The sequence below is a fragment of the Saccharolobus solfataricus genome (genome assembly GCF_900079115.1).
In the GTDB taxonomy this organism is placed as follows: domain Archaea; phylum Thermoproteota; class Thermoprotei_A; order Sulfolobales; family Sulfolobaceae; genus Saccharolobus; species Saccharolobus solfataricus.
The window spans coordinates 517,319-540,528 of record NZ_LT549890.1 but is presented as its reverse complement, the minus strand read 5'-3'; the positions used below and the strand labels follow the sequence as shown (position 1 = coordinate 540,528).

Sequence of the window (23,210 nt, the reverse complement as noted above, 5' to 3'; positions counted from 1 at the left end):
AAGGGCTTTGTGAGATTAAGACACGTAGTTTCGTCGCTTGACTTGACCAGAGATGACTACTTTAGAATATTCGAACTTGCAGACAAGTTCTATGATGTAAAAAAACTAAATTATCTATCAGGGAAAGTAGTTTCATTAGCATTCTTTGAGCCAAGTACTAGAACTGCTCAAAGCTTTCATACTGCAGCAATAAAATTAGGTGCTGATGTGATAGGATTTGCATCCGAGGAGTCTACTTCGATAGCAAAAGGTGAAAATTTGGCTGATACCATTAGGATGCTAAACAACTATTCAAACTGTATTGTAATGAGACATAAGTTTGATGGGGCAGCATTATTCGCAAGTGAGATAAGCGATATACCTATAATTAATGCTGGAGATGGAAAGCATGAGCATCCTACACAAGCAGTTATAGATTTATATACTGTATATAAGGCGTTTGGTGAAATAGATGGGAGGACTTTTGCATTATTAGGAGATCTGAAATACGCAAGAACTGTGAATAGTTTGCTAAGAGCGTTAACTAGATTCAAACCAAAGAAGGTATTTCTAATTTCTCCTTCTCAATTAAAGGTTAGAAGAGAAATATTAGATGAATTAAATTATCCAGTTATAGAAACTGAAAATCCCTATGATGTGATCCAAGAGATTGACGTATTATATGTGACTAGAATTCAAAAAGAAAGATTTGTTGATGAAGTAGAATACGAGAAAGTTAAGGAGAGTTATGTGGTCGATCTCAAGTTAGTTAATATGATGAAGAAAGATGGAATCATATTGCATCCATTACCTAGGGTTACCGAAATAGACAGGAGAGTTGATAAAACTGTAAACGCTAAATACTTCTATCAAGCGTCATTAGCTGTACCAGTTAGAATGGCTCTATTTTACGAAGTTTTGGGTGATAGGGAAGATGATTAGCTCTTCAAAAAGGGATGAATTAATTGTAAGTAAAATAAGGAATGGTACAGTAATTGATCACATTCCAGCTGGTAGAGCATTGGCAGTATTGAGAATTCTAGGGATAAGAGGAAGTGAGGGCTATAGAGTAGCTCTAGTTATGAATGTGGAAAGTAAAAAAATAGGAAGGAAAGATATAGTGAAAATTGAGGACAGAGTGATTGATGAGAAAGAAGCTAGTCTAATAACACTAATAGCGCCGTCTGCTACCATAAACATTATAAGAGATTACGTGGTGACAGAGAAAAGACATTTAGAAGTTCCAAAACAGATTAGAGGATTAATAAAATGTCCTAATCCCCAATGTATAACAAATAATGATGTTGAAGCGGAAAGTAGATTTATAACGATTTCAATTAAACCTCTTAAGCTAAAGTGTAAGTATTGTGAGATGTATATTACTGAAGATGATGTCATAAGGCAGATACTATGATATATTATGAAGTTATCGAGAAAAGGAAAAACGTAGATAATGTGTATGAAATAAAAATAGCTAACTTTAGCGTTAAACCAAAAGCAGGACAATACGTGAGCTTAATACTGCCTAGCAAGGCTGAAATACCCTTAGGTGTCGGAGACTATGATGAAGATAATAATGAACTTAGACTTTATGTTGAGTCAGAAAAATTAGCTAACGAGATAGGTAAAAGAGTAATATTAAAGGGTCCTTTAGGTAAACCCCTAGACTTTACTAACGTAAGGATTATTGTTGGTATAGCTTATGGCAAACTTTACCATGACTTATTATATCCTTTAAAGGTCGCTTATAGGAGTAAGATAGAAACTTTTGCAAAGTGTATAGATTGCAAATTAAATTATGAAGAGCCTAAAAATATTGAAGATGCTGATCTAATTTTAGTTTCGGCACCGTTACAACTCCTATATGAATTAAAGATCCCCGGAGAGAAAACCTTAGTCTATAATAGATGGGTTAAAATGAATTGTAATCTAGGAGTGTGTGGGTTATGTGAAGTTAAAGGTAAATTAACTTGTATAGATGGTCCTTTCATGAGGTTTGATGATCTTGTGGATTATGGGAAAGGCGTACTTAAGTAAGGAGATTAGGGATGTTTGTATAAATTTCGATAGGAGAATAAAGGAAATTAAATCAATTTGTAAACCAGATATTGCATTACCAAAAGGTACATTAATATTGCCTGGGGCAATAGATCTTCACACTCACATAAGAGGATTGAAATTGGCTTATAAGGAAGATGTAGTATCAGGTACCAGTGAAGCCTCTTACGGTGGGATTACATTAATAGGAGATATGCCAAATAGTGTGCCTTTCGTAAACACGATGGAGACAATAACTGCCAAGTTAAGAGAGTTTGAATATTACTCTAGGGTTGACTATTTCGTGTACTCTGGTGTTACTAAGGATTTAAAGAAAGTTGATAAATTCCCTATAGCTGGTTATAAGATATTCCCAGAAGATTTAGAGAAAGAAGAGACGTTAGAGGTTTTAAAATCTATGAAACTGAAAATCCTTCACCCTGAAGTTCCGTTAGCATTAAGGGGTAATAGAAAGTTAAGATTGAATATATGGTATGAGATAGGAGCATTATATTATGTAAAAGGGTATCAAAATGTTCACATAACGCATGCAACTAATATACGTACTGTAAGATTAGCTAAGGAGCTGGGTTTTACTGTAGATATAACGCCACATCACTTGTTAGTAGATAGAGAAAAGGAATGTCTAACCAAAGTGAATCCACCAATAAGAGATACAAATGAAAGGCTTTGGCTATTGCAAGCTATAAATGAAGTAGATACAGTTGTAAGCGATCATGCTCCTCATGCGAGTTTTGAAAAACAGCAACCTTACGAGATATGTCCACCTGGCATAGCTGCTCTTTCATTTACAGTTCCTTTTATATTAACGTTAGTTAGCAAAGGTATAATTAGTATTGATAGAGCAGTAGAACTCATTTCTACAAATCCAGCTAGGATATTAAATATCCCCTACGGCGAGATTAAGGAGAATAACTATGCTAATTTTACTATTATTCAATTTAAAGATTGGAGATATTCGACTAAATATTCTAAGGTTATTGAAACTCCTCTAGATGGATTTCCGCTAAGAGCTTCGATTTACATGACTATCATTCAAGGTAAGGTAGGTAGTTTGGAGGGAGAGGTATTTCCAGTGAAGGGAATAAATCCGTTTGGTGAGAATAAATGATTACGATAAAAAATATCACACTAAACGACCCTTTAATAATAGCCTCTGGAATCATACCAGATGTTCCAAATTATGTGGAGACAATTTGCGAAAAATATAAACCCTCTGCAATTACCACGAAGACAGTAACACTTAACCCCTTAGAACCTCATAAGCCTCCTACAGTCATCAAACTTCACGATGGTATCTATATGAACGCTATAGGTTTAGGAAATCCCGGTGCTAAGGCAATAAATGAAATTGGCGTTTTATGTCCCCTTATAGTAAGCGTTGGTGGTTCCTCCATAAACGAGATAAAAGAAGTGGTTGAAGTTGTTCAGAGTAAGGCGAAGATAATAGAAATAAACGTGAGTAGTCCTAACAGAAAGGGTTACGGGGAATCATTATCTAAGTTAATTGGGGATATAATTGAAAGTGTCAAAAGTGTGACTAAATTACCAGTATTTGTTAAATTAGGTCCTTGGGATAACGTTATTGAGCTTGCAGGGAAAGCTTTAGAGAAAGGTGCTGATGGACTTACCCTTATAAATACTATAAAGGGACTAATTATTGATGTAGAGACTTTCAAGCCAATTCTCTATTATGGTACAGGAGGCGTTTCTGGCAGATGCCTTTATCCTATTGCTCTTAGGATAATTAAAGATGTTTACGAAGAGTATGGAGTTGACATTATAGGAGTTGGGGGTGTGTATGATTGGACTGATGTAATTGGTATGTTGGCAGCTGGTGCTAAATTGGTAGGCCTGGGTACTGTATTAATCGAGAAAGGATTTAGTGTAATTGAGGAAATTCGGAAGGGTTTGCAGTCCTATTTACTTGAAAAGGGTTTAAAATTTGAAGATATTATAGGTATTTCAGTGAGAAAATAAAATGGTTAGGCCAGTAATGAAAGGAAGAGATTTAGAAACATTAGTATTCCTAGGGCGATTAAAGGAGGTAAAAGTAGAGTATTGTGACGAAGAAAAGAAGATGGCTAAAGTAATAGGGATCACTGATACCAAAGAGGAAGTAGAGACGGAGTGTATACCATTGAGAGCTGCAGGTAAGATCTCTACAGTGCTTAAGCATTATATTAGGTTAGGTGTAGGAAATTATATCATAACGCAAACTGATATGAGAAATGTAGCTAATGTAGATACACAGGCGGAAGAGGAGGAAAAGGAAGAATGAGTAAATTTAGAATTGATAAAATACCTAAGAATGAACAAGATATAGAGGAAATACAAAGAGAAATAGAAGAATCCCATCCCCATGAGCATGAACATGAACACAGCGTTGAAGAATTAATAGGTGAAATATATTTAAATGTTCAGAGCCTCCAGAGTAAGGTAGAGGAATTAAATAAGTCAAACAATAACTGTAAAAAAGAAATTTCTAAAATTTATTTTATTCTCGGCAAGTTACTAATAGCATTAACCACAAACGATAATGATGAGAAGATTAAAAATCTTAAAGAAGTTCTTAGTCTGCTAGAATGAGTGAGTTAGTTTCAATCCCAGAAATAGCCTTTAAGCTATATGCAATTATGGATCCACTATCGATCCTTCCTTATCTTATTGCATTGTACGAGGAATTCAATCGCAATTCTCAAAATAAAATAAGCTGGAGATTTTTGGTAAACAAATTGTCTATAGCAGTTACTGTCTTACTTTTATTTTTCTCAATACTAGGCGGACCCCTTTTAGCTTTCTTAGGAATAAGTGTTTCAGCACTTGAGATAGGTGGAGGTATAATATTAGTTTACCTAGGCGTAGACACACTTGGAGGATTCCAACAGTTAAAGTTTTTATCAAGCAGGATAGAGGAGGCCATAATTACACCTATTGCTACCCCCCTTATCGTAGGTCCAGGTACAATGACTGGATTAATTACATTGTCAGTTAGTAATAATTTAATAATTTTAATTCTTGGTAGTTTACTAGCTGCACTACTAGTTTATCTATCTTTACTATTAGGTCCCATCATAATTAGAATATTAGGTAATACAGGCACAGTAGCAGTAGGTAGATTTATGGCAATTATAATAGCAGCATTTGGTGTTCAGCTTATAATAGATGGTATATCACAAATAAAGTTGATATGAAGAACTCTGTTTAAGATGAAAATTTTTTAACATGATCTCTATAAGTTTATTAGTATGTCAGATAGTAAAAAACGTACGGTAGATTTGGACGCAATAGATAGAAGATTATTAATAGAACTCACTAGAGATGCGAGAACAAGTCTAAGAAGACTTGCAGAAGAGATGAACGTATCTCCAGCTACGCTTCATAACAGAATGACTAGAATGGTACAAGAAGGAATGATAAAAAGCTTCGTAGCTTTGCTAGATTACTCTAAATTGGGTTTCGCTCTAACTGGCATAATTATGGCGAAAGTGGATGGAAAACATCTTGTTGAATTCGAAAAAGAGATAGCAAACGCTGATAACGTTACAGCTGTTTATGATGTGGTAGGGGAATATGATGTTGTAATAATCGCTAAGTTTAGAAGTGTAGAAGAACTGGATAGCTTCTTAAAACAGTTGCTTAAAAATCCTAAGATTGAAAGAACATATACAAGTATAGTTTTAAATGTTGTCAAAGAAGATCCAAGAATACGAATATTTTAATGCAAAAGTTTTTATACTATTCCCTCACTTTATTTACACTTATGAAGTTTTGTCCTAAGTGCGGAGGATTAATGGTTCCATCAAAGAAAGACGGGAAAGAAATCTTGAAATGTAGTAAATGTGGCTATGAGATGATGTTAAGTGAAAAAGAGAAGAAAGAATATAGTGTAAAGGAGAGCAAGGATAAGAGTAGTAAAGTGTTAACAACATCAATAGTTAGTGACAAAGAGGGAAGAAATTTAAGCGAGGAGCTAGAGCATGAAAGGGAAGAGTATTATAAGGAAATAGGGTTGGAGTTACTAAGAGAGGAATTCGAGGGAAATGAAGAGGAAGAAAGTAGAGAAGATTAGAGCATTCTAGTAGTGATTTGTAAACTTGTTGAATTTTTGCGGTCATTTAAGAATCTTCGCAAAGCTAAGCTGTAGGCCTTTACATTAATTAAGATGAAGATAATATGGCGTCTAGTGTAAAACATTCAATGGATCAACTAAGCATCACAGTAGGAAATCTTTTATAATTATGTGCAGTAGTTTTAAGGTATGAAGGTAACTGGAACAGCAGCTAAGTACAAGGCTAAGATAGGTAGTAATGAAATAATTGTAGAAGAGGCAAAAAATGAGAAGGGAGAGTTAATATACATTTTCACATCCATAAAAGGAGTTAGTTTACCTAACGGAGAAAAATGGAAGCCTAAAGATGATGATGCAAAGGATTTAGATAGAAACAATGCGACAGAAGACTTAAAGAAGAATTTTAGAAAAGTAGTACAACTTTTATAAAAAGGGTTTTTATATACGATTATAAGAGTGAGAATAAATAGGTGAGTTTTTTGGAGCAGACATTTGATTTCATATTAACTACAGATAGATGTCTGATGACGAATCATCATGGAAAAGAATTCCTTGGATTTTTAGGTACTGGACCTGCTGTAGGAGTTCCAGAAGCTGTCTGGAAATGGTTAGCATGCCCTAAAATGAAAGTTGACGATTTAGGAAGACCAGAACAAGCCCCATATGGAATGAGAAAAGTCGAAGCTAAATTAATAGATGAAGGATTTAAGGCAGCAATAATAGATCCAGATCATTTAGATAGACACTTGAAATATGCTAAGGCCCTAATGTTTTCGCACCATGATTACTTCGCTTTTGGTCCACCATCATCAACTTGGTGGGGCATAACTAAAAAGGAGCCAATAAACTACAAGAGTTTCCAAGCTCTGATAAGCAAACCGGAGATTCAAGAGGCTAAAAAGAGAGGAATGAAGATATTAGTAGGTGGTCCTTCGACATGGCAATGGTTATGGAGAGAAGATATGATAGAAAAAGTTGGCGTAGACACGTTAGTAGATGGTGAAGGAGAGAAGGTAGTAGTCAAATTAGCACAAATGATACTAGATAATGAGCCATTGCCTAAGTACGTTTACGTTAGCGGAGACGATGTGCCAGATATAGACGATATTTCAGAGATTAAAGGAGCAAGCGTCAATGGCATGATAGAAATAATGAGAGGATGTGCAAGATCTTGCAGATTCTGTTCAGTTACTATAAGACCTACTAGGTATTATCCATTAGAAAAAATCGAAAAGGAATTGCAAACTAATGTTAGAGCAGGGGTAAGACATGGCGTTGTACATAGTGATGACGTTCTATTTTACGGTGCAGTAGGAATATATCCTAGACCCGAACCATTAATAAAACTTCATACGCTAGTTAAGAAATATTATAAAACAATAGCGTGGAGTCATGCAAGTTTAGCGGCAATAAGATACTCTGAGGAGAAATATGGTTTAATTAGTAAGCTAGGTGAGATAATATTTGATGATGAACAAAGATATCTAGGTGTTGAGGTAGGGATAGAAACTGGTTCTGTCAAGTTAGCTAAAGAGATAATGCCAGCTAAATCTGCACCATATAAGCCAGAAGAATATCCAGAGATCGTAGAAGAAGCGTTTAAGATAATGCATGAAAACAAGATAATTCCTGCAGGCACAATGATAGTAGGTTTACCGGAAGAGACAGAAGATGATGTGTACAGAACAATAGAATTAGTAGATAATTTGAGACCATATAGAAGTATATTAGTTCCTATGTTCTTTGTACCTATGGGCTTTTTCAAAAATAGAGATTGGTTCACTAGAGTTAAGTTAAGTGAGGCCCATATAGAGTTATACAGAAAAGTATTCTGGCACGACGTATATTGGGCTGAGGATATTATAAATTCCTTCTACATGAAAGGACCAGTGTATATGCCAGTAAGATTCGCACTGAAGCTATTCTTAAGATTCGCAAAGAAGAAAATGAGAGAAGTAGAAAAATGGTTGGAGAATCAATTAAAAGCATAAAACTAAATTATCTTATTTTTTAGCGGGTATATATAATCTTTAGGAGCCTTCGGAAACGCCTCAAGATATTTTCTTAGTACTTTTGGTACCTCGACAACACCATCTTCTCTCTGATAATTTTCTAGAATAGCTGTTATAGTTCTTGTGCTAGCTATTGCAGTACTATTTAATGTATGTACGTAGCCCCTTCTATTATTTTTTCTATCCACATATCTTATCTTCATTCTGAAAGCTTGCCAATCCGTACAATTGCTACAACTTACCATTTCTCTAAATTTGGCCTGAGCTGGCATCCATACCTCTAAATCGAATTTCTTTGCAGCGCATGCACCTAAATCACCTGACGCTATATTTACAATTCTGTATGGCAATTCGAGTTGCTGAAATATACTTTCAGCATTCGTTATCAATTCACTATGATATTTCCAACTATCTTCTGGAGTTGAAAATATAAACTGTTCAACTTTATGAAATTGATGAACTCTGAAAATTCCCTTTAAATCCTTATTTGCAGCACTTGCTTCTTTTCTAAAAGCTGGACTAATTCCGGCGAATTTTAAGGGTAATTTATCTTTCTCAATTTCTTCTTTAAAGAACATAGCTGCTATAGGGTGTTCTGCGGTTGCAATCAGATATAAATCCTCGTTTTCTATCTTATATATAGCATCCTTAAACGTGTCTAGGTCTATTACTGATTGTATAACCTCTCCCCTTAGCATATAAGGAGGGAGAACTAAAGTATACCCTTGCTGAGTAATGTAATCGATTGCGAAAAGTAGTAGAGAGAAGTCTAGCCAAACTATATCATTAAATAAATAGTAAAATCTAGAACCCGCAATTTCAGCTGCTTTCAGCGTATTTCCTAAATGTAATACATCTTCTAGCATTTCCGCATGCCCTTTCGGTTTCCATTTAATTACTTCATAGTTTACTTTAGCATCCTTGATCTGCTTTAGAAATTCTTGAACGTCTCCCTCATATACTTTAAACTTCCCCCAAAACTTAATAGGAACGTTATAGCTATCGTCCGGACCGTTTGGGACGTCGTCAGCTACAAGGTTCGGTAGAGATGATAGTAATCTATCTCTTTCATTCTCTATTTCTTCTAGTTCTTTTTCTTTTTCTTCTAGGATTTTCAATAAGTTTTTGCTTTCCTCAATTTTCTTTTTTCTCTCTTCTCCAGAGAGCTTAGAAATCTGTGAACTTAAAACATTATGTTGATGCCTTAATTTTTCAACTTCTTGTAATACTTGTCTCCATTTTTTGTCCAATTCTACTGCTTTATCTACTAAAGAAACATCTATAGCCCGTCTTTTCAAATTATTTTTCAAATCCTCCGGATTTTTTCGCAAAAGCTCTAGGATACTCCACGACATTGAATAACATAATTATTAGACAATTTTATGACTTCTGTTCATCAGCAGGTAGTCCATAAGTCTGTACCCACATCTCAACTATATCGTAACCATATAACTGTTTAAACTTCTCTCTACCCTCAGCTGTCATTTTTAATGGCGTCCATTGTGTATCTAAATCTATGTCAACTTCCACACTCTTAGCTGGTACGCTTTCTTTTATTACTTGCTCTACAGTGTATATCAAATCATCAACAACTGGACATCCTGGTGCTGTTAATCCTAATCTAAGGTAAACATCACCATCATCATTTATTTTCAGATCATAAATAAGTCCTAAATTTACTATATCAACTGGAATTTCTGGATCATAAACGTCTTTTAACGCTTCCATTATTTTTTTCTTCCATTCTTCCTTGTCTACTTTTTGTTGTTGCGAACTCATATTCTTTAACTATGTTAAAGTAAATTTTAACTCTTACTATTAACAAGCTCATCATAACTTCTATAAAAACAAGTGTAGTTACCAGTGTGACAAATAGGTCCTAATGATGTTACTTTAAAAAGTACAGCGTCTGCATCACAATCCACTTTAAATTCTTCAATTATTTGAAAATTTCCACTAGTTTCCCCCTTCAACCATAATTTCTTTCTACTTAAAGACCAAAAATGGAGGTAACCAGTTGTTAATGTTTTAAATAACGCTTCTCTATTCATATTTCCCACCATTAATATCTCTTTACTCTTATAGTCTTGAATTACGGCAATTACTGTATTTTCCTCATGTTTAAAATTTAATAAAGAGGCGATCTTCTGTGCTTCTATTTCATTCAGTTTTAACGTTTAATCCACCCCTTAAGATTCTCGAGAAATATTTTACCAGTATTTGAACTTTTCTCCGGGTGAAACTGAGTTCCTACAACGTTCTTATCACATACCAATGCAGGATATTCTATCCCATACTGACTTTTCATGTAAACATAATCTCCACTAGTAGGATAAGCTACATAGCTATGTACATAGTAAACATATTTCTTGTCTAATCCGTAAGTTAATTCACAAGAATCTTTCACTTCAAATACTAAATCCCAGCCTATGTGAGGAAGTTTCACATTAGCATTTATCTTATCCACTATACCCTTAAACCATCCTAAGCCATTACTCTCTTTTCCCTCGGTTCCCTTTTCAAACATTATCTGCATGCCTAGACAAACTCCTAAAAAATTAGTCCCACTCCTTCTTAGATCATTGAAAAGTTCCCTATATCGTAAGATAAATTCGGCTACAGCTGAAAATGCTCCGACACCAGGAAATACAATTAGATCGTAATCATTCCTTGGTTTATTATCTATTGTTACTTCAAATCCTACTCTTTTTAGAGCAGATGAGATACTATATAAATTACCTACACCATAATTAATTACTAATGCCTTCATTTTCTCCTCCTCTCTAACTCTCTATAAATATCCTCTGGTGTTACGCCTTCTAATGCCATTAATACTAATAAATGATAGATTAGATCAGCGACCTCACTTATAAATCTCTCCTTATTTTCTGCTAGAGATGCTACTATTGTTTCTACAGATTCTTCGCCAACCTTCCTCGCTACGTATGGTTTTCCCTTATTTACAATCTCAGCAGTGTAACTACCAGTCGGCCTCTTTTCTATCCTATCAAGTATGATTTTGTATAATTCATCTACTATTTCATTACTCATATCGTGCACCTATACTTTTACCATGAATTATGAATCCCTCATAGTTTGCTAAGGAAATAGATGCTTCAAGTAGCTGTTTATTTATATCACGGACATTAGCGTACATTGTTGGTTTTATAAAATCGTAAACAGTAATGCCTCCCCTAATTTTAGCCCAACCATTAGTAGGTAAAATGTGATTAGGACCAGCTACATAATCTATTATTGCTGGAGGTGTGTTTCCTAGGCTTATCGCGCCTGCATTTACTATTTTATCCATTAAGGTATATGCGTCTTTAACATATAAAGATAGATGTTCTGGGGCAATTTTGTTTGCAATTTCTATAGCTTCATCTAAATTTTTAGTTTTTATTATATAATATATTTTTTTATCATTCTTTATTTTCTCTTCGACTCTCCTAATCAGTTCATCATCATTAGATAAGAGCACTATATACGTATCTGGACCATGTTCAGCTTGTGCCTTCATATCTAGAGCCACATACTCGGCCTTTGCAGTCTCATCTGCTATTATAACTAATTCAGTTGGTCCCTCAATTCCATCAATTCCAACAACGCTACTCACTAGGTACTTAGCGGCTTGAACATAGACATTTCCTGGTCCTACAATCTTGTAAACTTTCTTTACACTCTCAGTACCAAAAGCTAAAGCAGCTATTGCTTGTGCACCACCAATCTTATAAACCTCATTTACTCCTAGCTTAATTGCAACATAAGCTAAAGCTGGATTTACGGTTCCTTCTTGAGTAGGAGGAGAGGCTACGTAAATTTCCTTTACCTTAGCTACTTTTGCTGGTATTCCAGCCATTAGTAAGGTCGATGGATAGGAATATTTACCGGAAGGGACATATATTCCGATCTTCTCTATACTTCTCCAAATTACTCCAAAGGATATACCTTGATAGCCCCCTCCGATATTAGGCGGAACTAGCATTTCATGGAATGCCTTTAATTGTTCATAGGCTGTATCTATAGCTTGCTTAACTTTGGGATCCAACTTAGAAGCTTGTGTTTTTAGTTCCTCTTCCCTTGCCTTGATGTTATCTATCTTAACTTTATCTAATTTCTCAGTTAGCTCATATAACGCGTTATCTCCCTTGGTCTTAACAGACTCAATAATATCCTTGACTACTGGGATTACTCTGCTAAAATCGTTCGGTCTCTCATTTGGCAGACTATAGGAAATCACATTCTCACCTCGATGCCTTTCTGGCTTAAATACGACTTCAAGTCTTTTATTTTAATTATTCCATCATGGAATATGCCAGCAGCTAACGCTGCGTCGGCCTTCGCGAGGGAAAAAACCTCATAAAAATGTTCCATTTTTCCAGCTCCCCCACTAGCTATTACTGGGATATTGACAGAATCAACTATTTTCCTAGTTAATTCTAAGTCATAACCAAGTCTAGTACCATCTCTATCAATACTCGTTAGCAATATTTCACCTGCACCAAGTTCTTCCACCTTTTTAGCCCACTTTATAGCATCAAGTCTGGTATTGTAAGTTCCGGATTTTGTGAAGACTATCCAATTTCCGCTTACCTTCTTAACATCTATGGCTACTACTACTGCTTGTGATCCAAACTCTTCTGCAGATTTTTTCACTATTTGGCTACTTTCAACTGCAGCAGTATTTATACTAACCTTATCTGCTCCAGATCTTAACGCCATTGACACGTCGTCAGGTGTTCTAATACCACCACCAACTGTTAAGGGAATGGACAATACGCTCGCAGTATCCTTAATGACATTATATAATGCTTTTCTAGCTTCTATCGTTGCAGTTATATCTAAGAAGACTATCTCATCAGCGCCTTCTTCTTCATATAGACTGGCTAGGCTAACCGGATCTCCTTTCAATTGGAGATTAAGGAAATTTACTCCTTTAACTACGTTACCGTCCTTTACATCGAGGCAAGCTATTATTCTTTTCGTTGTCATATTATCCCCTTCGTGCTTCTTATTTCATTGTCTACTATTCTCGTTGCTTCGTATAGTGCTAATCCTAAGGCCTTAAAACTAGCCTCTATGATATGGTGTGTATTATATCCACTCAATTGAGAAATATGTAAAGTGATTCCACTATTGTAAGCAAAGGATTGGAAGAAATGTGGAACATTTTCCGTAGCTAATCCACCAATTTCACTTCTTTTCAAATTAAGATTAACGAAGGCCATTCCTCTATTTGAAATATCTAGTGAAACTAAAACCAAAGCATCATCCATTGGTATAATTTGGTGGGAGAATCTTTTTATTCCTCTCTTATCGCCTAGTGCGGTCTTTATTGCCAAACCAAGCGTTATTGCGACATCTTCCACAATATGATGATCGTCATAGGGTAGTTTATCTGTAGCAGACACTATTGCAGTAGAGTTCATGTAGGTTAGTAATGTTATAAGCATGTGGTTAAAAAATGGAATTGGAGTGGAAACCTTAACTTCGCCTTTTCTATCTATGTCTAAGAGTACCTCTATTTTAGTCTCCTTTGTTTCTCTAGTTATATTTGCGCTTCTAGACAACGTTAGTCCCCCTTATTTTATTTAGGTAAAAAGCCATTCCAACTATTATGTAATCAAATCCAACGTTTTTTAAAAACGTAATATCTGAATCACTTGAAACACCGCCAGCATATTCTTTTACCCCTCGTATTAGTTTTGCATAATCTTTCACACTATAATCGATTCCTTTAACGGTACCTTCATTGGTGACATAGGTTAGTATAATCCCTAATAATTCAAGTTCATTTACCTTCTTAATACCATCTATTATTTCCATTGATCTCTCTTTCCATCCGCTTATTAGAACTCTTTTCGTATCGTCATAATCTATAGATACTATTACTCTATTATTTCCGATTTCTCTTACAATATTGTAAAATAGATTGAAATTAGTAAATACTATTGTGGAGAAAATTAGGGCATTAACATCTAATGAGATTAATCTTTTAGCTTTTTCAACGTCCCTTATACCCCCGCCTACTTGAATCCAATCAAATCCTATTTTACATATTTCTTTGATGTACATCTCGTTGTTACCAACCCCTTCTGCAGCATCTAAATCAACTACGTGTATTCTTGAGTATCCTTCATTATAGAGTTTATTTGCTAGTTCTATTGGATTACCTAAAACTAGACCAGTTCCCCTAACTCCTCTAATTCGTTTTACCGCTTTTCCAAAGCTTATATCAATACTTGGAATTATTTCATTCAATCTATTTCACCACTTTCTCTATATCAATTACAACGATATCCCTAGCTCCAGCAGCTTTCACTTTGGCTATAACTTCTGGTAGTATATCCTCCTCTGCTACCGTAATTACTTCCCATATGTCTGATCTGCTTAATCTAGTTATTGCTGGGGCTAACATTGCAGGCAGCGAATTTATTACTCCATCTAGTTTATTATCGGGTACATTCATGAATATCATTTTCTTACCCTTAGCTGCTATTGCCCCTTTCATCATTGTAAGAAGTAAATTAATCCTATCAGCCTCATCGTTTTTTATCCAGTTTCTATTTCCTATAACTACAGCATAGGAGTCCATTATAACGTCTATTGCTTTTAACCCATGTAGTTTTAGTGTAGTCCCAGTACTCATTACGTCGATTATTGCCTCAGCAGCACCCAGTGATGGCATTACCTCAGCAGCTCCGCTTATTTTTACTACCTTTGCATTTAGTTCTCTTCTCCTTACGTATTCCTTTGCGATGTTATAGTATTTAGTAGCTACTCTAAATTCCTTTCCTTTCAATTCGTCCACAGAATTTTCTCTCCAAGTTTGAGGTACTGCTAGAACTATTTTTGATCTTCCAAAGTCTAGTTTGATTAGCTCTTCAACATCTGCACTACTTTCTATAACATAATCATGACCAGTAATTCCTAATTCTGTAGCACCGGTTTCCACAATATTAGGTATGTCCTCGGTTCTGATCATGACTAGCTGCACTCCCTCCCAACTTGTCGGTACTATTAACGCTCTATCGTCACTGGCCAACGGTTTTATGCCTACTGACTGTAAAAATTGTAGCGTAGGTTGCTGGAGTCTTCCTTTATTTGGAATTGCTATTTTCAAGTTCCTCACCAAGTTTATCTATAACCATCTTGCACTGATCTTCAGTCCCTATTGTTATTCTATAAAAGTTGTCATATAACTTTCTTATTGCAATCCCGTGTCTCATAAGCATTTCCTGCAAGTTTCTGTTATCTTTTATTAAAAGGAAATTGGTTATCGACTTGTAAACTTTCAGATTTAGATTCTTAAGCCCTTGATATAATATTTCCCTATTCCTATTAACTATGTTTACGACATCTTTTATATATGACGGGTTTTCTAATGCTGTAATTCCGGCAATGAGTGAAGGTAAAGGTATATCAAAAGGTGTTGATGATTTCATAAGAGCCTTTACTATCTCCTCATTAGCTATCGTATAACCTAATCTATAGGAAGCTAATGAAAATGCCTTACTCAGAGTCCTAACCACCAAAACGTTAGGATAGTCGTAAATATAAGGTGAAACTGTATATCCTCCAAATTCGTAGTATGCCTCATCAATTACAACAAACCCTTTTGTGTTTTCTGCTAATTGACCTATTAGTTCCTTTTTCCCATTTAGCATTGGCGATCCTGTAGGATTATTAGGATCATCAATTATGACTAACTCAACTTTTTCTGCTTGAGCAAGTAAATCATCAGTGTTTTCTTTCCACCATTCATTATCCTCTTTAAGATTTACTTTAATTACCTTAGTTCCTCTTACTGAAGAGTAAACAGAATACATACTATAAGACGGGTAATTCGTTAGTATTGTATCACCCGGCTCTACAAGGTTATAAAATATTGCTCTGATTGACCCATCCGCACCTACAGATGGATAAATGTTTTCTGGTTCCACCTTCGAATATTCAGCAGCCAATTCCCTATATTTTTCTAAAAGATCTGGATGTTGATATCTGTTTCCCTTACTTAAATACATCTTAACCGCATCTATTATAAATTGTGGAGGCTCAAATGGGGATTCATTAAGATGTAATCTTATTCCTTCTTTTATATCTGTAAAATCATATTCGCTTGCATTTAATAGCCAAGATTTTATCTTATTTCTAACTAACTTGGTTGGTGCAATATAAAACCCTAGATAAGCAACGTAAAATAAATAAATAAGCTTTAATGAAAATCTCATCGTGAATTTGTTAGATTATCTAATGTCCTTGAGAAATAGAAAAATACTTTTGCAGTCGTATCATATTAACGCTAAAATTGTTTTAATTTATAATATTACACAAAGATTGTATAAGGAAAATATTAGTGTATGTATAATTAATTATGAAAAATTCTTAAAATTATCTATAAGAGAGATAGACCAGCGGTGTGTAGAAGGATCATACGTGATAGTTTTTGAAGCTGAGGAAGCCTCTGATCTACCAATAAGATACAATCTAGTAACAAGTTTTGTAAAAATAAATAAGGATTTTGACGATATTTTAAGGATAGATAAGATTTCTACAAATTTATATAAGGCTCAAAATAATGCTGGGGATCTGTTTATATTTAGTGTAATTAATGGAAAAGTTATCGATAGGAAACTAAGACCTATACATGAAGATATTATTAATTTTTTAAGAGAATATGGAGGAGAAGTTGAGATTAGAGATTTAGTAAATATAATTTCAAAAAAATATGAGACAAATAGAGATAATGTTAGAGTTGAACTAGCATTTCTTAAAGAGTTAGGTATAATAGAAGTTAAAGATCGAAAAGTTATTCTTACTCAATTATTATAGCAGGTCTTAAGGGCATGGCTTCTTTATTATATGTCTTTTTGACTTCTTCATCATAAGGCTCTATAAGAATGTCTACATTTAACTTTCTCCTAATATATTTTGATAATTTATTGAGTACATCTACCTCATTAATATTATAGTTTGTAACTAATTTCTTCATCTTATCGTCAATTTCTAAGGATTCATTAAAGATTTTCTGTAAAATTCTAGCATCTTCTCTACTCTTAGGTTTATGAATGTCCATAAACTTTTTCATTTGTCCATTAGCTACTATAGCATCCCTAAGCAATTCCATATATCTAGAATCGTTCAAAGCGTAAATTTTAATGAGTTTCGGTGTTCCCTTAAAAATGTTTAGGATTGACCTTATATCTTCAACAATTCTCTTCATGTATTCATGTTCCAATAGCGTTAGTTCGTCCATCTTTGAACCTTCAACCTCTGGCCAACCTTCATTTACTATATACGTTTTTTGTTTTAAGATTTCGTGCCATATTTCCTCAGCTAAATGCGGAGCAAATGGTGTAATAAGCTTAAGCCATATTGTTAAAACTTCCCGTAAAACTTTATTATTCGCCTCTCTTCCCTCAGCACTTACCATGCCGAAATACTCATCCAAATCTGAAGAGAATACAAATAGTAACTCGTTGACTGCATCCCTCAGTTCTAACGCTTCCATATGTCTGGTTGTACTACTTGTGATCTCATATATTCTTGATAATAACCATTTCTCTGGGAATCCCAAGATATCTCCAGTATAATTATCTAAGCTCTTGAAAAGTTCATACATTTTTCTTAAGGTTTCTCCTACGGTTTTTACTAAAGATTCAGAGAAGTTCACATCTGATCCCATATCAGCTGTAGACGAAACGGCAATTCGCATTACGTCAACCCCATACATTTTTAGACCTTTTCTTAACGGTATAATGTTCCTAAGTGACTTGCTCATCTTCTTTCCTTCATATAAGACTAAACCATTTACAGCAATTGCTTTTGGCCATAAGTTCTCCTGGAAGATCGCTGCGTGATTAAAGATAAAGAAAGTCAAATGATTTGGAATCAAGTCCTTTCCGCTATGTCTAATATCTAAAGGATACCAATATAGGAATTCTTCTCTAAATTCTTTTATGATATTGGAGGGGATACCAGTTTTTTCGCTTATCTCTTCTAAATTACCTATGCCCAGCATTACGTAATCCCAAAATTCTTGAGTTAGTTTGGAAGGTGATAGTTTATATTGTTTAATTTTGTGAGAAATAGTATAATACGCCATATAGATCGTAGAATCACTTAAGCTTTCTATTATCCATTTTTTATCCCAAGGTAGTGGAGTACCTAATCCTCTAGTTCTAGCACAAGCTCTTTTCTCCAACCATTCTATAGTGAATTCAAAATCCTTTCTGGATTCCTCTGGAATTACATTAATTTTAGATAAAGATTTCCTCGCGAGTTCTTTCCATTCTTTATTTGAATAATCCAAGAACCATTGGTCTTTAAGTATCTTGACTACAATTTCTGTGCCACACCTACAATAGACCGGTTTATTCATCACTTCAAATATTTTTCTACCCAAGCCTTTAGAAATTAAGAAGTTAGTTATTAGTTCTCTACCCTTAGGAACTGGAAGTCCACCTAAACTCTTTAATTCATTTCTATACTCTTCCCTAATTAAGTTTCCAAGATCACTCCTCAACACACCCTTATTGTATTCTGTTCTGTAGACGTATTCTGTTAATTTTTTTAAATCCTCATCACTCTTTGGGTTGTTCTTCTCGACAACGTCTTTAGCCAGTGCGTTTCCTAAACCTTCTACTGTAATTACTGGTATAATCTCAATATTGTTATTCTTAAATGTCTTCTTAGAATAATAATAGTCAAAGGGAGCGTGAGCTGGTACACTCATAACAACGCCAGTCCCTAAACTAACATCAACGAAGTCTGCTCCTAATACTGCTATATGCTTTCCGGTTATTGGATTTTCTACCTTAAGCCCAACTAGTTTAGATCCCTTAATCTTCTCCTCTATTTCTATATCATCTATTTGAAAAGACAATTTAGCAGCGGCTTTTTCGCTTAATATCATCTTTTTACCTAACATACTAGCAACTACATACATCTCAGAGGGGTTTATCCATAATGCTGTAGCACCAAATATCGTCTCTGGCCTGAGCGTAGCTGCTGGAAATATACCCTTTTCTGAATTGAAATATATTAATACAAATTCGCCTATTTCTGGTTCTACATCTCCTTTAGTATCGTGCATACCAACTGGTATATGATGAACTGGGCACCATCCTACAGGGTGAGTATCTTTCACTATATATCCCTTGCTCTGTAATTTATGAAACTGCCATGTTACAAATGATGAAAATTCAGGATCAATTGTAGTAAATTCCCTTCTCCAATCTATCCCTAAACCTATCTCTCTCATTGAAGCCTTTATATCCTCTTTAAAATAATTCGCCATGAATAATGGATCAGACATTCTAGGGATTACGTCCGGTGATATTTCATAAATATCCTTAAAGGTCTCTATGAGCTCTTTATCACCTTTTGCAATTGCGTCAGCCATTGCCATTATAGGCGTTCCAGTGTAGTGAAATGCCATGGGGAATAGTACGTTATACCCTCTCATTCGTTTATATCTAGCTAAAATATCTCCAGTAACGTATGTTCTTCCATGCCCTATATGCCAAGGGCTATTAGGATAAGGAAATGCAACTGTAGTGAAAAATTTAGGTTTGCTGGGATTCGGATTAGACTCGTAAATTTTATCTTCCTCCCATCTCGTCTGCCACTTATAGGCAATGTTATTCAAAAAGTCAATAAAGTCCCTATACTGTGAGCTTATTTTACTTCACCAAAAATGATATAGCTAGGTCTTTTTTAAATATTAACTAATGTTCACCAGAACTGGAGACGATGGAAATACCAATGTAATATCTAAAAGAGTAGGAAAAGATTCTCCGGTAGTAAACTTATTGGGAGATATAGATGAGCTTAACTCCTTCATAGGGTTAGCCTTAACAAAAATTGAATGGGAAGATATGCAAAGCGATCTTATGCGTGTTCAAACTGAGTTATTTATATTAGGTGAGGAAATTATTCAAGATAAGGGTAGAATAAATGAGGAAACTATAAAGTGGCTAGAAAGTAGAACTGTTGAATATAGGAAAGAAAGTGGTCCCGTAAAGCTATTCGTAATACCAGGTGGTTCCGAGCAAGCTTCGTATTTACATGTAGTAAGGAGTATTGCTAGAAGGGTTGAAAGAAATGCGGTAGCTTACTCTAAGGAATTGAATTTCAACAAATGGATAATAGTTTATCTGAACAGATTATCTTCTTTATTATTCTCAATGGCTATAGTAGCAAATAAGAGGAAAAACGTAAAGGAGAGAATCTACGATATAGGTAAGTATTTTTGATATTCTTGAGGCATTAACCCAGATCTAATTAGTAATTCACAATTCTTACATATCATTCTCCCTGGTGTGGTGGGCTCTCCACAAATTACACAATTAGGTAATTCGTTAGTGAGTCTATACTCTTTTTTGATTTTCTCTGAAATCTCATCAAACTGTTCTAGTATTCTAAGTAATGTCCCTGGTTTCTTCTCCTCTAGTTTGTACAATAGGTCCCTTACCTTAGCCCTTAGAGTTGGCTTTTGAGAAATATATGGGCATTCGGTTTCTTGAAACTCGAAGCCTTTGAGATGTGCATACATCGTTGTCTCCCATTCATAGATTTTTCTCAACGGTTTAACTCTCATTACGAACTTACTACTTACCATTAATGGCTTATCCCCGAACCTTATTAGTCTTAACAAGTCACCTCTTATCAAATTTATAACTATAGTTTGTACCTCATCGTCTAAATTATGTCCAGTTGCCACGTAATCTGCGGCTACTTTAATTCCAGCTTCATTAATTAACTTCCTTCTGAATCCTCCACAAAATGTACAAGCGGATACATTAAGCTTTTTCTTTAACGAAGCTTCTAGCATCTCATCTAAAGAAAATCCAACTTCCTCTTTAAATCCACTTTTTATTAGTTCAATCCCTAGATCTTTCAGATACTCTTCTAGCTTCTTCACGTATTCATTTCTATTGTATCCCTTTATACCCTCATTTATATTGAATGCTATTAGTCTAGATGGATGTATAAATTGAGACAAGGTATCAGCTAATACTAAGCTATCCTTTCCGCCTGAGACCGCTAAAAGTATTTTATTGGAATTTACTATCTCCTGCTTTCTAGCCTCCATTTCAACCCTTTTTCTAATGTCTTCTATAAAACATTCTTTACATAATTTTCTTCCAGTATGTGGTTGTAGAATTACCGCTTCTCGCGTCTTACAATTATCACAAATCATCCTTTATCTTTCCCTCAATTATTCTATTACCACTTACTACTTCATCAATGCTATGGATTGCACATCCCTCTTCTTCTAGCATTTTTCTTATATCATCAAAATTGAGACTGGTTCCTTCAATTATTATCATTAATCCCATAGTTTCAACGTCCATATCAGTGACACTTATGTTTACGCCTTCGACACCATCCAATTTTGAGATTCTCTCAGCTAAGTCAACTATCGATGTTCCCCTAATAGGCTTCAGAACGTCTAAAACAAGTCTTCTAATTGCCACTGCTCATCAGATACATTAGTATTTATCAATTAGCATTAAAAACTTACTTTTAACCGTGATCAGGCAGAAATAAATTTATAAATAATAAAGTAGAGGGGTTTAAGTGGGGGGTTGATGATGGGGGTAGAGTTAGCTTTTCCTAAAGTAGTAGGAAAGCAAGTATATGGAAGCTTATATGAGTGTGATGAGGACGTTTTAAAAGATACTAAGAGGTTGGAGCAAATAATAAAGGAGGCTGCAGATATAGGCAATATGAACATTCTTGATATAAAGTCATGGAAAATTGGGGAGGGAGTAAGCGTAGTGGCGATTATATTAGAAAGTCATATAACTATACATACATGGCCGGAGTATAGATTCGCAACAGTCGATGTATACTCTTGTGGTCCACATACTAGCCCCCTAAATGCATTTAGGTATATAGTTGAAAAATTAGGGGCTAAGAGATATACTATAAATGAGGCTGATAGATCATCAGAGTTCTAATAGTAGGTGGAGGAGTAGCTGGTCTATTATTAGCGTATAATATAATGGATTTTGATCCAATAGTTTTCGATAGAAGACGTTTTCCGGGTAAGAAGTGTACTGGTATAATAAGTCGCAGAACATTTCTAACGCTTGGTGTCAGTAGGGAATTTATAGATAGAGAATTTAAAACTATAGAAATAAGATATGATAGAAAATATACAATTTATATAAGTACAGATGTTATCAGATTGAATAGGGAAAAGTTAGAAATATGGCTTGATAGCGAAGTGAAGACAAAGAGACCGAGAGATGCGATAATTAACGGTAATACTGTGATATCCGGAAATGAAAAATATGAGGGAATAGTAGTAGATTCTAGTGGTTGGAAAGGTAACGCTAAATGGATTAAGGCAATTGAGTATTTAACGGAACCGGTGAACGAGGAAAATATTATAGTTTATATAGATTCTAAAAACGTTGGAGGGTTTAGTTGGATAGTTCCGCTACCTTATGGTACTTTAGTTGGCGCAATCTCATATAACGACCCAAAAGTGTTCTTGCCTAATATAAATAAAAGAGTCTTTGATACTCATGGAGGAGCAATTCCACGTGTTTTACCTATATCTAGCATAAAAACATTGAAGTTTGGTGATTCTACCGGGCTTATAAAAACATTTACTGGTGGAGGTATGTTTGGCATCGCAAGCTTATTATATCCACTAGTGAATGGAATACGTAATGGGAAATTTAGTGAATATTACTCTATGTATAAAATTTTAGCTAAAGAGGTGAGAAAACAATACTACATAACTAGACTTCTGGAATCCACTTGGAGGTTTCTCCCAATTTTATTTAAGTTATATAACGATAAGACGCTCAATATTTCTGAAGAATTTGACTTGCATTCACTTCTTGTCAGTAGATTTCCTCACTAGATTATAACATCCTTCTCCTTTTTCTATAATTCCCATCTCTATTAGCTTAGATATTACAGCTTGAGGATTGGAAATTCCCCTAGCTTTAAGATCCATGGTAGCTACTATCTCGCCTACAGAAATATAATTTTTAAAGTATTCTATTGCTATCTCAATTTCCTTCTGATTAACAGACATAAGATATATTAATCCAGTATTCATTTAA

Annotated in this window: 31 protein-coding genes; 16 read left to right on the top strand and 15 right to left on the bottom strand. The window is 34.8% G+C overall.

Annotation, left to right across the window (positions count from 1 at the left end; genetic code table 11):
• Positions 1–9 precede the first annotated feature (9 nt).
• The 12 genes from pyrB to SSOP1_RS03060 all read left to right on the top strand — a co-directional run bounded on the left by pyrB (position 10) and on the right by SSOP1_RS03060 (position 8,100).
• A complete protein-coding gene (gene pyrB / locus SSOP1_RS03115; protein WP_009991143.1) occupies positions 10–921 on the top strand; it encodes an aspartate carbamoyltransferase in 912 nt (303 codons plus the stop codon).
• On the top strand, positions 914–1,393 hold the full coding sequence (pyrI, locus tag SSOP1_RS03110; protein WP_009991142.1) for an aspartate carbamoyltransferase regulatory subunit: 480 nt from the start codon (positions 914–916) through the stop codon (positions 1,391–1,393). The genes pyrB and pyrI overlap by 8 nt, the downstream gene beginning before the upstream one ends.
• Positions 1,390–2,016: a hypothetical protein gene (locus SSOP1_RS03105; RefSeq protein ID WP_009991141.1), complete on the top strand. Its 627-nt coding sequence runs from the start codon at positions 1,390–1,392 to the stop codon at positions 2,014–2,016. Before pyrI ends, SSOP1_RS03105 begins: the two co-directional genes overlap by 4 nt.
• On the top strand, positions 1,979–3,148 hold the full coding sequence (pyrC, locus tag SSOP1_RS03100) for a dihydroorotase (protein WP_029552570.1): 1,170 nt from the start codon (positions 1,979–1,981) through the stop codon (positions 3,146–3,148). Before SSOP1_RS03105 ends, pyrC begins: the two co-directional genes overlap by 38 nt.
• Positions 3,145–4,017, top strand: coding sequence for a dihydroorotate dehydrogenase PyrD (gene pyrD / locus SSOP1_RS03095; RefSeq protein ID WP_009991136.1), 873 nt, complete (start codon positions 3,145–3,147; stop codon positions 4,015–4,017). The genes pyrC and pyrD overlap by 4 nt, the downstream gene beginning before the upstream one ends.
• Before the next feature lies 1 nt (position 4,018).
• A complete protein-coding gene (locus SSOP1_RS03090; RefSeq protein ID WP_009991135.1) occupies positions 4,019–4,318 on the top strand; it encodes a hypothetical protein in 300 nt (99 codons plus the stop codon).
• A complete protein-coding gene (locus SSOP1_RS03085) occupies positions 4,315–4,626 on the top strand; it encodes a hypothetical protein (RefSeq protein WP_009991133.1) in 312 nt (103 codons plus the stop codon). The genes SSOP1_RS03090 and SSOP1_RS03085 overlap by 4 nt, the downstream gene beginning before the upstream one ends.
• On the top strand, positions 4,623–5,231 hold the full coding sequence (locus tag SSOP1_RS03080; RefSeq protein ID WP_009991132.1) for a MarC family protein: 609 nt from the start codon (positions 4,623–4,625) through the stop codon (positions 5,229–5,231). The genes SSOP1_RS03085 and SSOP1_RS03080 overlap by 4 nt, the downstream gene beginning before the upstream one ends.
• A 54-nt stretch (positions 5,232–5,285) precedes the next feature.
• Complete coding sequence (locus tag SSOP1_RS03075; RefSeq protein WP_009991131.1) at positions 5,286–5,759, top strand: Lrp/AsnC family transcriptional regulator; 474 nt, start codon at positions 5,286–5,288, stop codon at positions 5,757–5,759.
• Positions 5,759–6,109 (top strand): RPA12/RPB9/RPC11 RNA polymerase family protein, encoded by a 351-nt coding sequence (locus SSOP1_RS03070; RefSeq protein ID WP_009991130.1) that lies wholly within the window; start codon positions 5,759–5,761, stop codon positions 6,107–6,109. The genes SSOP1_RS03075 and SSOP1_RS03070 overlap by 1 nt, the downstream gene beginning before the upstream one ends.
• Before the next feature lie 189 nt (positions 6,110–6,298).
• The gene (locus SSOP1_RS03065) at positions 6,299–6,538 is read left to right on the top strand and encodes a hypothetical protein (RefSeq protein ID WP_009991129.1); all 240 of its coding nucleotides are present in this window, start codon (positions 6,299–6,301) and stop codon (positions 6,536–6,538) included.
• 41 nt (positions 6,539–6,579) lie between these two features.
• Positions 6,580–8,100 (top strand): B12-binding domain-containing radical SAM protein, encoded by a 1,521-nt coding sequence (locus SSOP1_RS03060; protein ID WP_009991127.1) that lies wholly within the window; start codon positions 6,580–6,582, stop codon positions 8,098–8,100.
• Positions 8,101–8,102: 2 nt separating this feature from the next.
• Here the strand turns inward: SSOP1_RS03060 and serS are convergent, their stop codons facing one another.
• Genes serS through hisC form a run of 11 tightly spaced genes read right to left on the bottom strand, consistent with a single transcriptional unit; the run spans position 8,103 to position 16,352 of the window.
• A complete protein-coding gene (serS, locus tag SSOP1_RS03055; RefSeq protein WP_009991125.1) occupies positions 8,103–9,476 on the bottom strand; it encodes a serine--tRNA ligase in 1,374 nt (457 codons plus the stop codon).
• 25 nt (positions 9,477–9,501) lie between these two features.
• On the bottom strand, positions 9,502–9,900 hold the full coding sequence (locus tag SSOP1_RS03050) for a metal-sulfur cluster assembly factor (protein WP_009991123.1): 399 nt from the start codon (positions 9,898–9,900) through the stop codon (positions 9,502–9,504).
• Positions 9,901–9,926: 26 nt separating this feature from the next.
• Positions 9,927–10,289, bottom strand: coding sequence for a phosphoribosyl-AMP cyclohydrolase (gene hisI, locus SSOP1_RS03045; RefSeq protein WP_014511583.1), 363 nt, complete (start codon positions 10,287–10,289; stop codon positions 9,927–9,929).
• Positions 10,290–10,291: 2 nt separating this feature from the next.
• Complete coding sequence (gene hisH / locus SSOP1_RS03040; protein ID WP_009991119.1) at positions 10,292–10,891, bottom strand: imidazole glycerol phosphate synthase subunit HisH; 600 nt, start codon at positions 10,889–10,891, stop codon at positions 10,292–10,294.
• The gene (gene hisE, locus SSOP1_RS03035) at positions 10,888–11,172 is read right to left on the bottom strand and encodes a phosphoribosyl-ATP diphosphatase (protein ID WP_009991118.1); all 285 of its coding nucleotides are present in this window, start codon (positions 11,170–11,172) and stop codon (positions 10,888–10,890) included. The genes hisH and hisE overlap by 4 nt, the downstream gene beginning before the upstream one ends.
• Positions 11,165–12,361, bottom strand: coding sequence for a histidinol dehydrogenase (gene hisD / locus SSOP1_RS03030; protein ID WP_009991117.1), 1,197 nt, complete (start codon positions 12,359–12,361; stop codon positions 11,165–11,167). Before hisD ends, hisE begins: the two co-directional genes overlap by 8 nt.
• Positions 12,358–13,113, bottom strand: a complete 756-nt coding sequence (gene hisF, locus SSOP1_RS03025; RefSeq protein ID WP_009991116.1) for an imidazole glycerol phosphate synthase subunit HisF — start codon at positions 13,111–13,113, stop codon at positions 12,358–12,360. Before hisF ends, hisD begins: the two co-directional genes overlap by 4 nt.
• Complete coding sequence (gene hisBd, locus SSOP1_RS03020) at positions 13,110–13,691, bottom strand: imidazoleglycerol-phosphate dehydratase (protein WP_009991115.1); 582 nt, start codon at positions 13,689–13,691, stop codon at positions 13,110–13,112. The genes hisF and hisBd overlap by 4 nt, the downstream gene beginning before the upstream one ends.
• Complete coding sequence (gene hisA / locus SSOP1_RS03015; protein WP_009991113.1) at positions 13,684–14,382, bottom strand: 1-(5-phosphoribosyl)-5-((5-phosphoribosylamino)methylideneamino)imidazole-4-carboxamide isomerase; 699 nt, start codon at positions 14,380–14,382, stop codon at positions 13,684–13,686. Before hisA ends, hisBd begins: the two co-directional genes overlap by 8 nt.
• 1 nt (position 14,383) lies before the next feature.
• Complete coding sequence (gene hisG, locus SSOP1_RS03010) at positions 14,384–15,244, bottom strand: ATP phosphoribosyltransferase (protein ID WP_009991112.1); 861 nt, start codon at positions 15,242–15,244, stop codon at positions 14,384–14,386.
• On the bottom strand, positions 15,222–16,352 hold the full coding sequence (gene hisC, locus SSOP1_RS03005; protein WP_009991110.1) for a histidinol-phosphate transaminase: 1,131 nt from the start codon (positions 16,350–16,352) through the stop codon (positions 15,222–15,224). The genes hisG and hisC overlap by 23 nt, the downstream gene beginning before the upstream one ends.
• Before the next feature lies 1 nt (position 16,353).
• Between hisC and SSOP1_RS03000 the strand changes: the two genes are divergently transcribed.
• A complete protein-coding gene (locus SSOP1_RS03000) occupies positions 16,354–16,953 on the top strand; it encodes a hypothetical protein (RefSeq protein ID WP_009991109.1) in 600 nt (199 codons plus the stop codon).
• Here the strand turns inward: SSOP1_RS03000 and leuS are convergent.
• On the bottom strand, positions 16,937–19,771 hold the full coding sequence (gene leuS / locus SSOP1_RS02995; protein WP_009991108.1) for a leucine--tRNA ligase: 2,835 nt from the start codon (positions 19,769–19,771) through the stop codon (positions 16,937–16,939). The two genes, SSOP1_RS03000 and leuS, sit on opposite strands and share 17 nt — an antisense overlap.
• 82 nt (positions 19,772–19,853) lie before the next feature.
• Between leuS and SSOP1_RS02990 the strand changes: the two genes are divergently transcribed.
• Entirely contained in the window at positions 19,854–20,378 is a 525-nt protein-coding gene (locus SSOP1_RS02990; protein WP_009991107.1) for a cob(I)yrinic acid a,c-diamide adenosyltransferase, read from the top strand.
• Here the strand turns inward: SSOP1_RS02990 and SSOP1_RS02985 are convergent.
• Together SSOP1_RS02985 and SSOP1_RS02980 are read right to left on the bottom strand one after the other, a co-directional pair.
• The gene (locus tag SSOP1_RS02985) at positions 20,354–21,325 is read right to left on the bottom strand and encodes a TIGR00269 family protein (RefSeq protein ID WP_009991105.1); all 972 of its coding nucleotides are present in this window, start codon (positions 21,323–21,325) and stop codon (positions 20,354–20,356) included. The two genes, SSOP1_RS02990 and SSOP1_RS02985, sit on opposite strands and share 25 nt — an antisense overlap.
• Positions 21,315–21,602, bottom strand: coding sequence for a DUF211 domain-containing protein (locus tag SSOP1_RS02980; protein ID WP_009991103.1), 288 nt, complete (start codon positions 21,600–21,602; stop codon positions 21,315–21,317). The genes SSOP1_RS02985 and SSOP1_RS02980 overlap by 11 nt, the downstream gene beginning before the upstream one ends.
• Positions 21,603–21,716: 114 nt before the next feature.
• On the opposite strand from SSOP1_RS02980, the gene speD reads away from it, so the two are divergent.
• Both speD and SSOP1_RS02970 read left to right on the top strand, forming a co-directional pair.
• Positions 21,717–22,088 (top strand): adenosylmethionine decarboxylase, encoded by a 372-nt coding sequence (speD, locus tag SSOP1_RS02975; RefSeq protein ID WP_014511582.1) that lies wholly within the window; start codon positions 21,717–21,719, stop codon positions 22,086–22,088.
• A gap of 44 nt (positions 22,089–22,132) precedes the next feature.
• Positions 22,133–23,005, top strand: a complete 873-nt coding sequence (locus SSOP1_RS02970) for an NAD(P)/FAD-dependent oxidoreductase (RefSeq protein WP_009991100.1) — start codon at positions 22,133–22,135, stop codon at positions 23,003–23,005.
• On the opposite strand, the gene SSOP1_RS02965 is transcribed toward SSOP1_RS02970, so the two are convergent.
• On the bottom strand, positions 22,976–23,206 hold the full coding sequence (locus SSOP1_RS02965; RefSeq protein ID WP_009991099.1) for a PolB1-binding protein PBP2 family protein: 231 nt from the start codon (positions 23,204–23,206) through the stop codon (positions 22,976–22,978). The two genes, SSOP1_RS02970 and SSOP1_RS02965, sit on opposite strands and share 30 nt — an antisense overlap.
• Positions 23,207–23,210 lie beyond the last annotated feature (4 nt).

Coding starts and splice junctions, on each gene's coding strand:
- pyrD (WP_009991136.1), top strand. CDS start 3,145: ATGATTACGATAAAAAATATCACACTAAACGACCCTTTAATAATAGCC.
- SSOP1_RS03075 (WP_009991131.1), top strand. CDS start 5,286: ATGTCAGATAGTAAAAAACGTACGGTAGATTTGGACGCAATAGATAGA.
- SSOP1_RS03070 (WP_009991130.1), top strand. CDS start 5,759: ATGCAAAAGTTTTTATACTATTCCCTCACTTTATTTACACTTATGAAG.
- hisF (WP_009991116.1), bottom strand. CDS start 13,113: ATGACAACGAAAAGAATAATAGCTTGCCTCGATGTAAAGGACGGTAAC.
- pyrI (WP_009991142.1), top strand. CDS start 914: ATGATTAGCTCTTCAAAAAGGGATGAATTAATTGTAAGTAAAATAAGG.
- SSOP1_RS03065 (WP_009991129.1), top strand. CDS start 6,299: ATGAAGGTAACTGGAACAGCAGCTAAGTACAAGGCTAAGATAGGTAGT.
- SSOP1_RS03080 (WP_009991132.1), top strand. CDS start 4,623: ATGAGTGAGTTAGTTTCAATCCCAGAAATAGCCTTTAAGCTATATGCA.
- hisH (WP_009991119.1), bottom strand. CDS start 10,891: ATGAAGGCATTAGTAATTAATTATGGTGTAGGTAATTTATATAGTATC.
- SSOP1_RS03090 (WP_009991135.1), top strand. CDS start 4,019: ATGGTTAGGCCAGTAATGAAAGGAAGAGATTTAGAAACATTAGTATTC.
- SSOP1_RS02990 (WP_009991107.1), top strand. CDS start 19,854: ATGTTCACCAGAACTGGAGACGATGGAAATACCAATGTAATATCTAAA.
- SSOP1_RS02970 (WP_009991100.1), top strand. CDS start 22,133: ATGGATTTTGATCCAATAGTTTTCGATAGAAGACGTTTTCCGGGTAAG.
- SSOP1_RS03105 (WP_009991141.1), top strand. CDS start 1,390: ATGATATATTATGAAGTTATCGAGAAAAGGAAAAACGTAGATAATGTG.
- SSOP1_RS03085 (WP_009991133.1), top strand. CDS start 4,315: ATGAGTAAATTTAGAATTGATAAAATACCTAAGAATGAACAAGATATA.
- hisE (WP_009991118.1), bottom strand. CDS start 11,172: ATGAGTAATGAAATAGTAGATGAATTATACAAAATCATACTTGATAGG.
- speD (WP_014511582.1), top strand. CDS start 21,717: ATGATGGGGGTAGAGTTAGCTTTTCCTAAAGTAGTAGGAAAGCAAGTA.
- hisC (WP_009991110.1), bottom strand. CDS start 16,352: ATGAGATTTTCATTAAAGCTTATTTATTTATTTTACGTTGCTTATCTA.
- SSOP1_RS02965 (WP_009991099.1), bottom strand. CDS start 23,206: ATGAATACTGGATTAATATATCTTATGTCTGTTAATCAGAAGGAAATT.
- SSOP1_RS03050 (WP_009991123.1), bottom strand. CDS start 9,900: ATGAGTTCGCAACAACAAAAAGTAGACAAGGAAGAATGGAAGAAAAAA.
- SSOP1_RS02985 (WP_009991105.1), bottom strand. CDS start 21,325: ATGATTTGTGATAATTGTAAGACGCGAGAAGCGGTAATTCTACAACCA.
- pyrC (WP_029552570.1), top strand. CDS start 1,979: ATGATCTTGTGGATTATGGGAAAGGCGTACTTAAGTAAGGAGATTAGG.
- serS (WP_009991125.1), bottom strand. CDS start 9,476: ATGTCGTGGAGTATCCTAGAGCTTTTGCGAAAAAATCCGGAGGATTTG.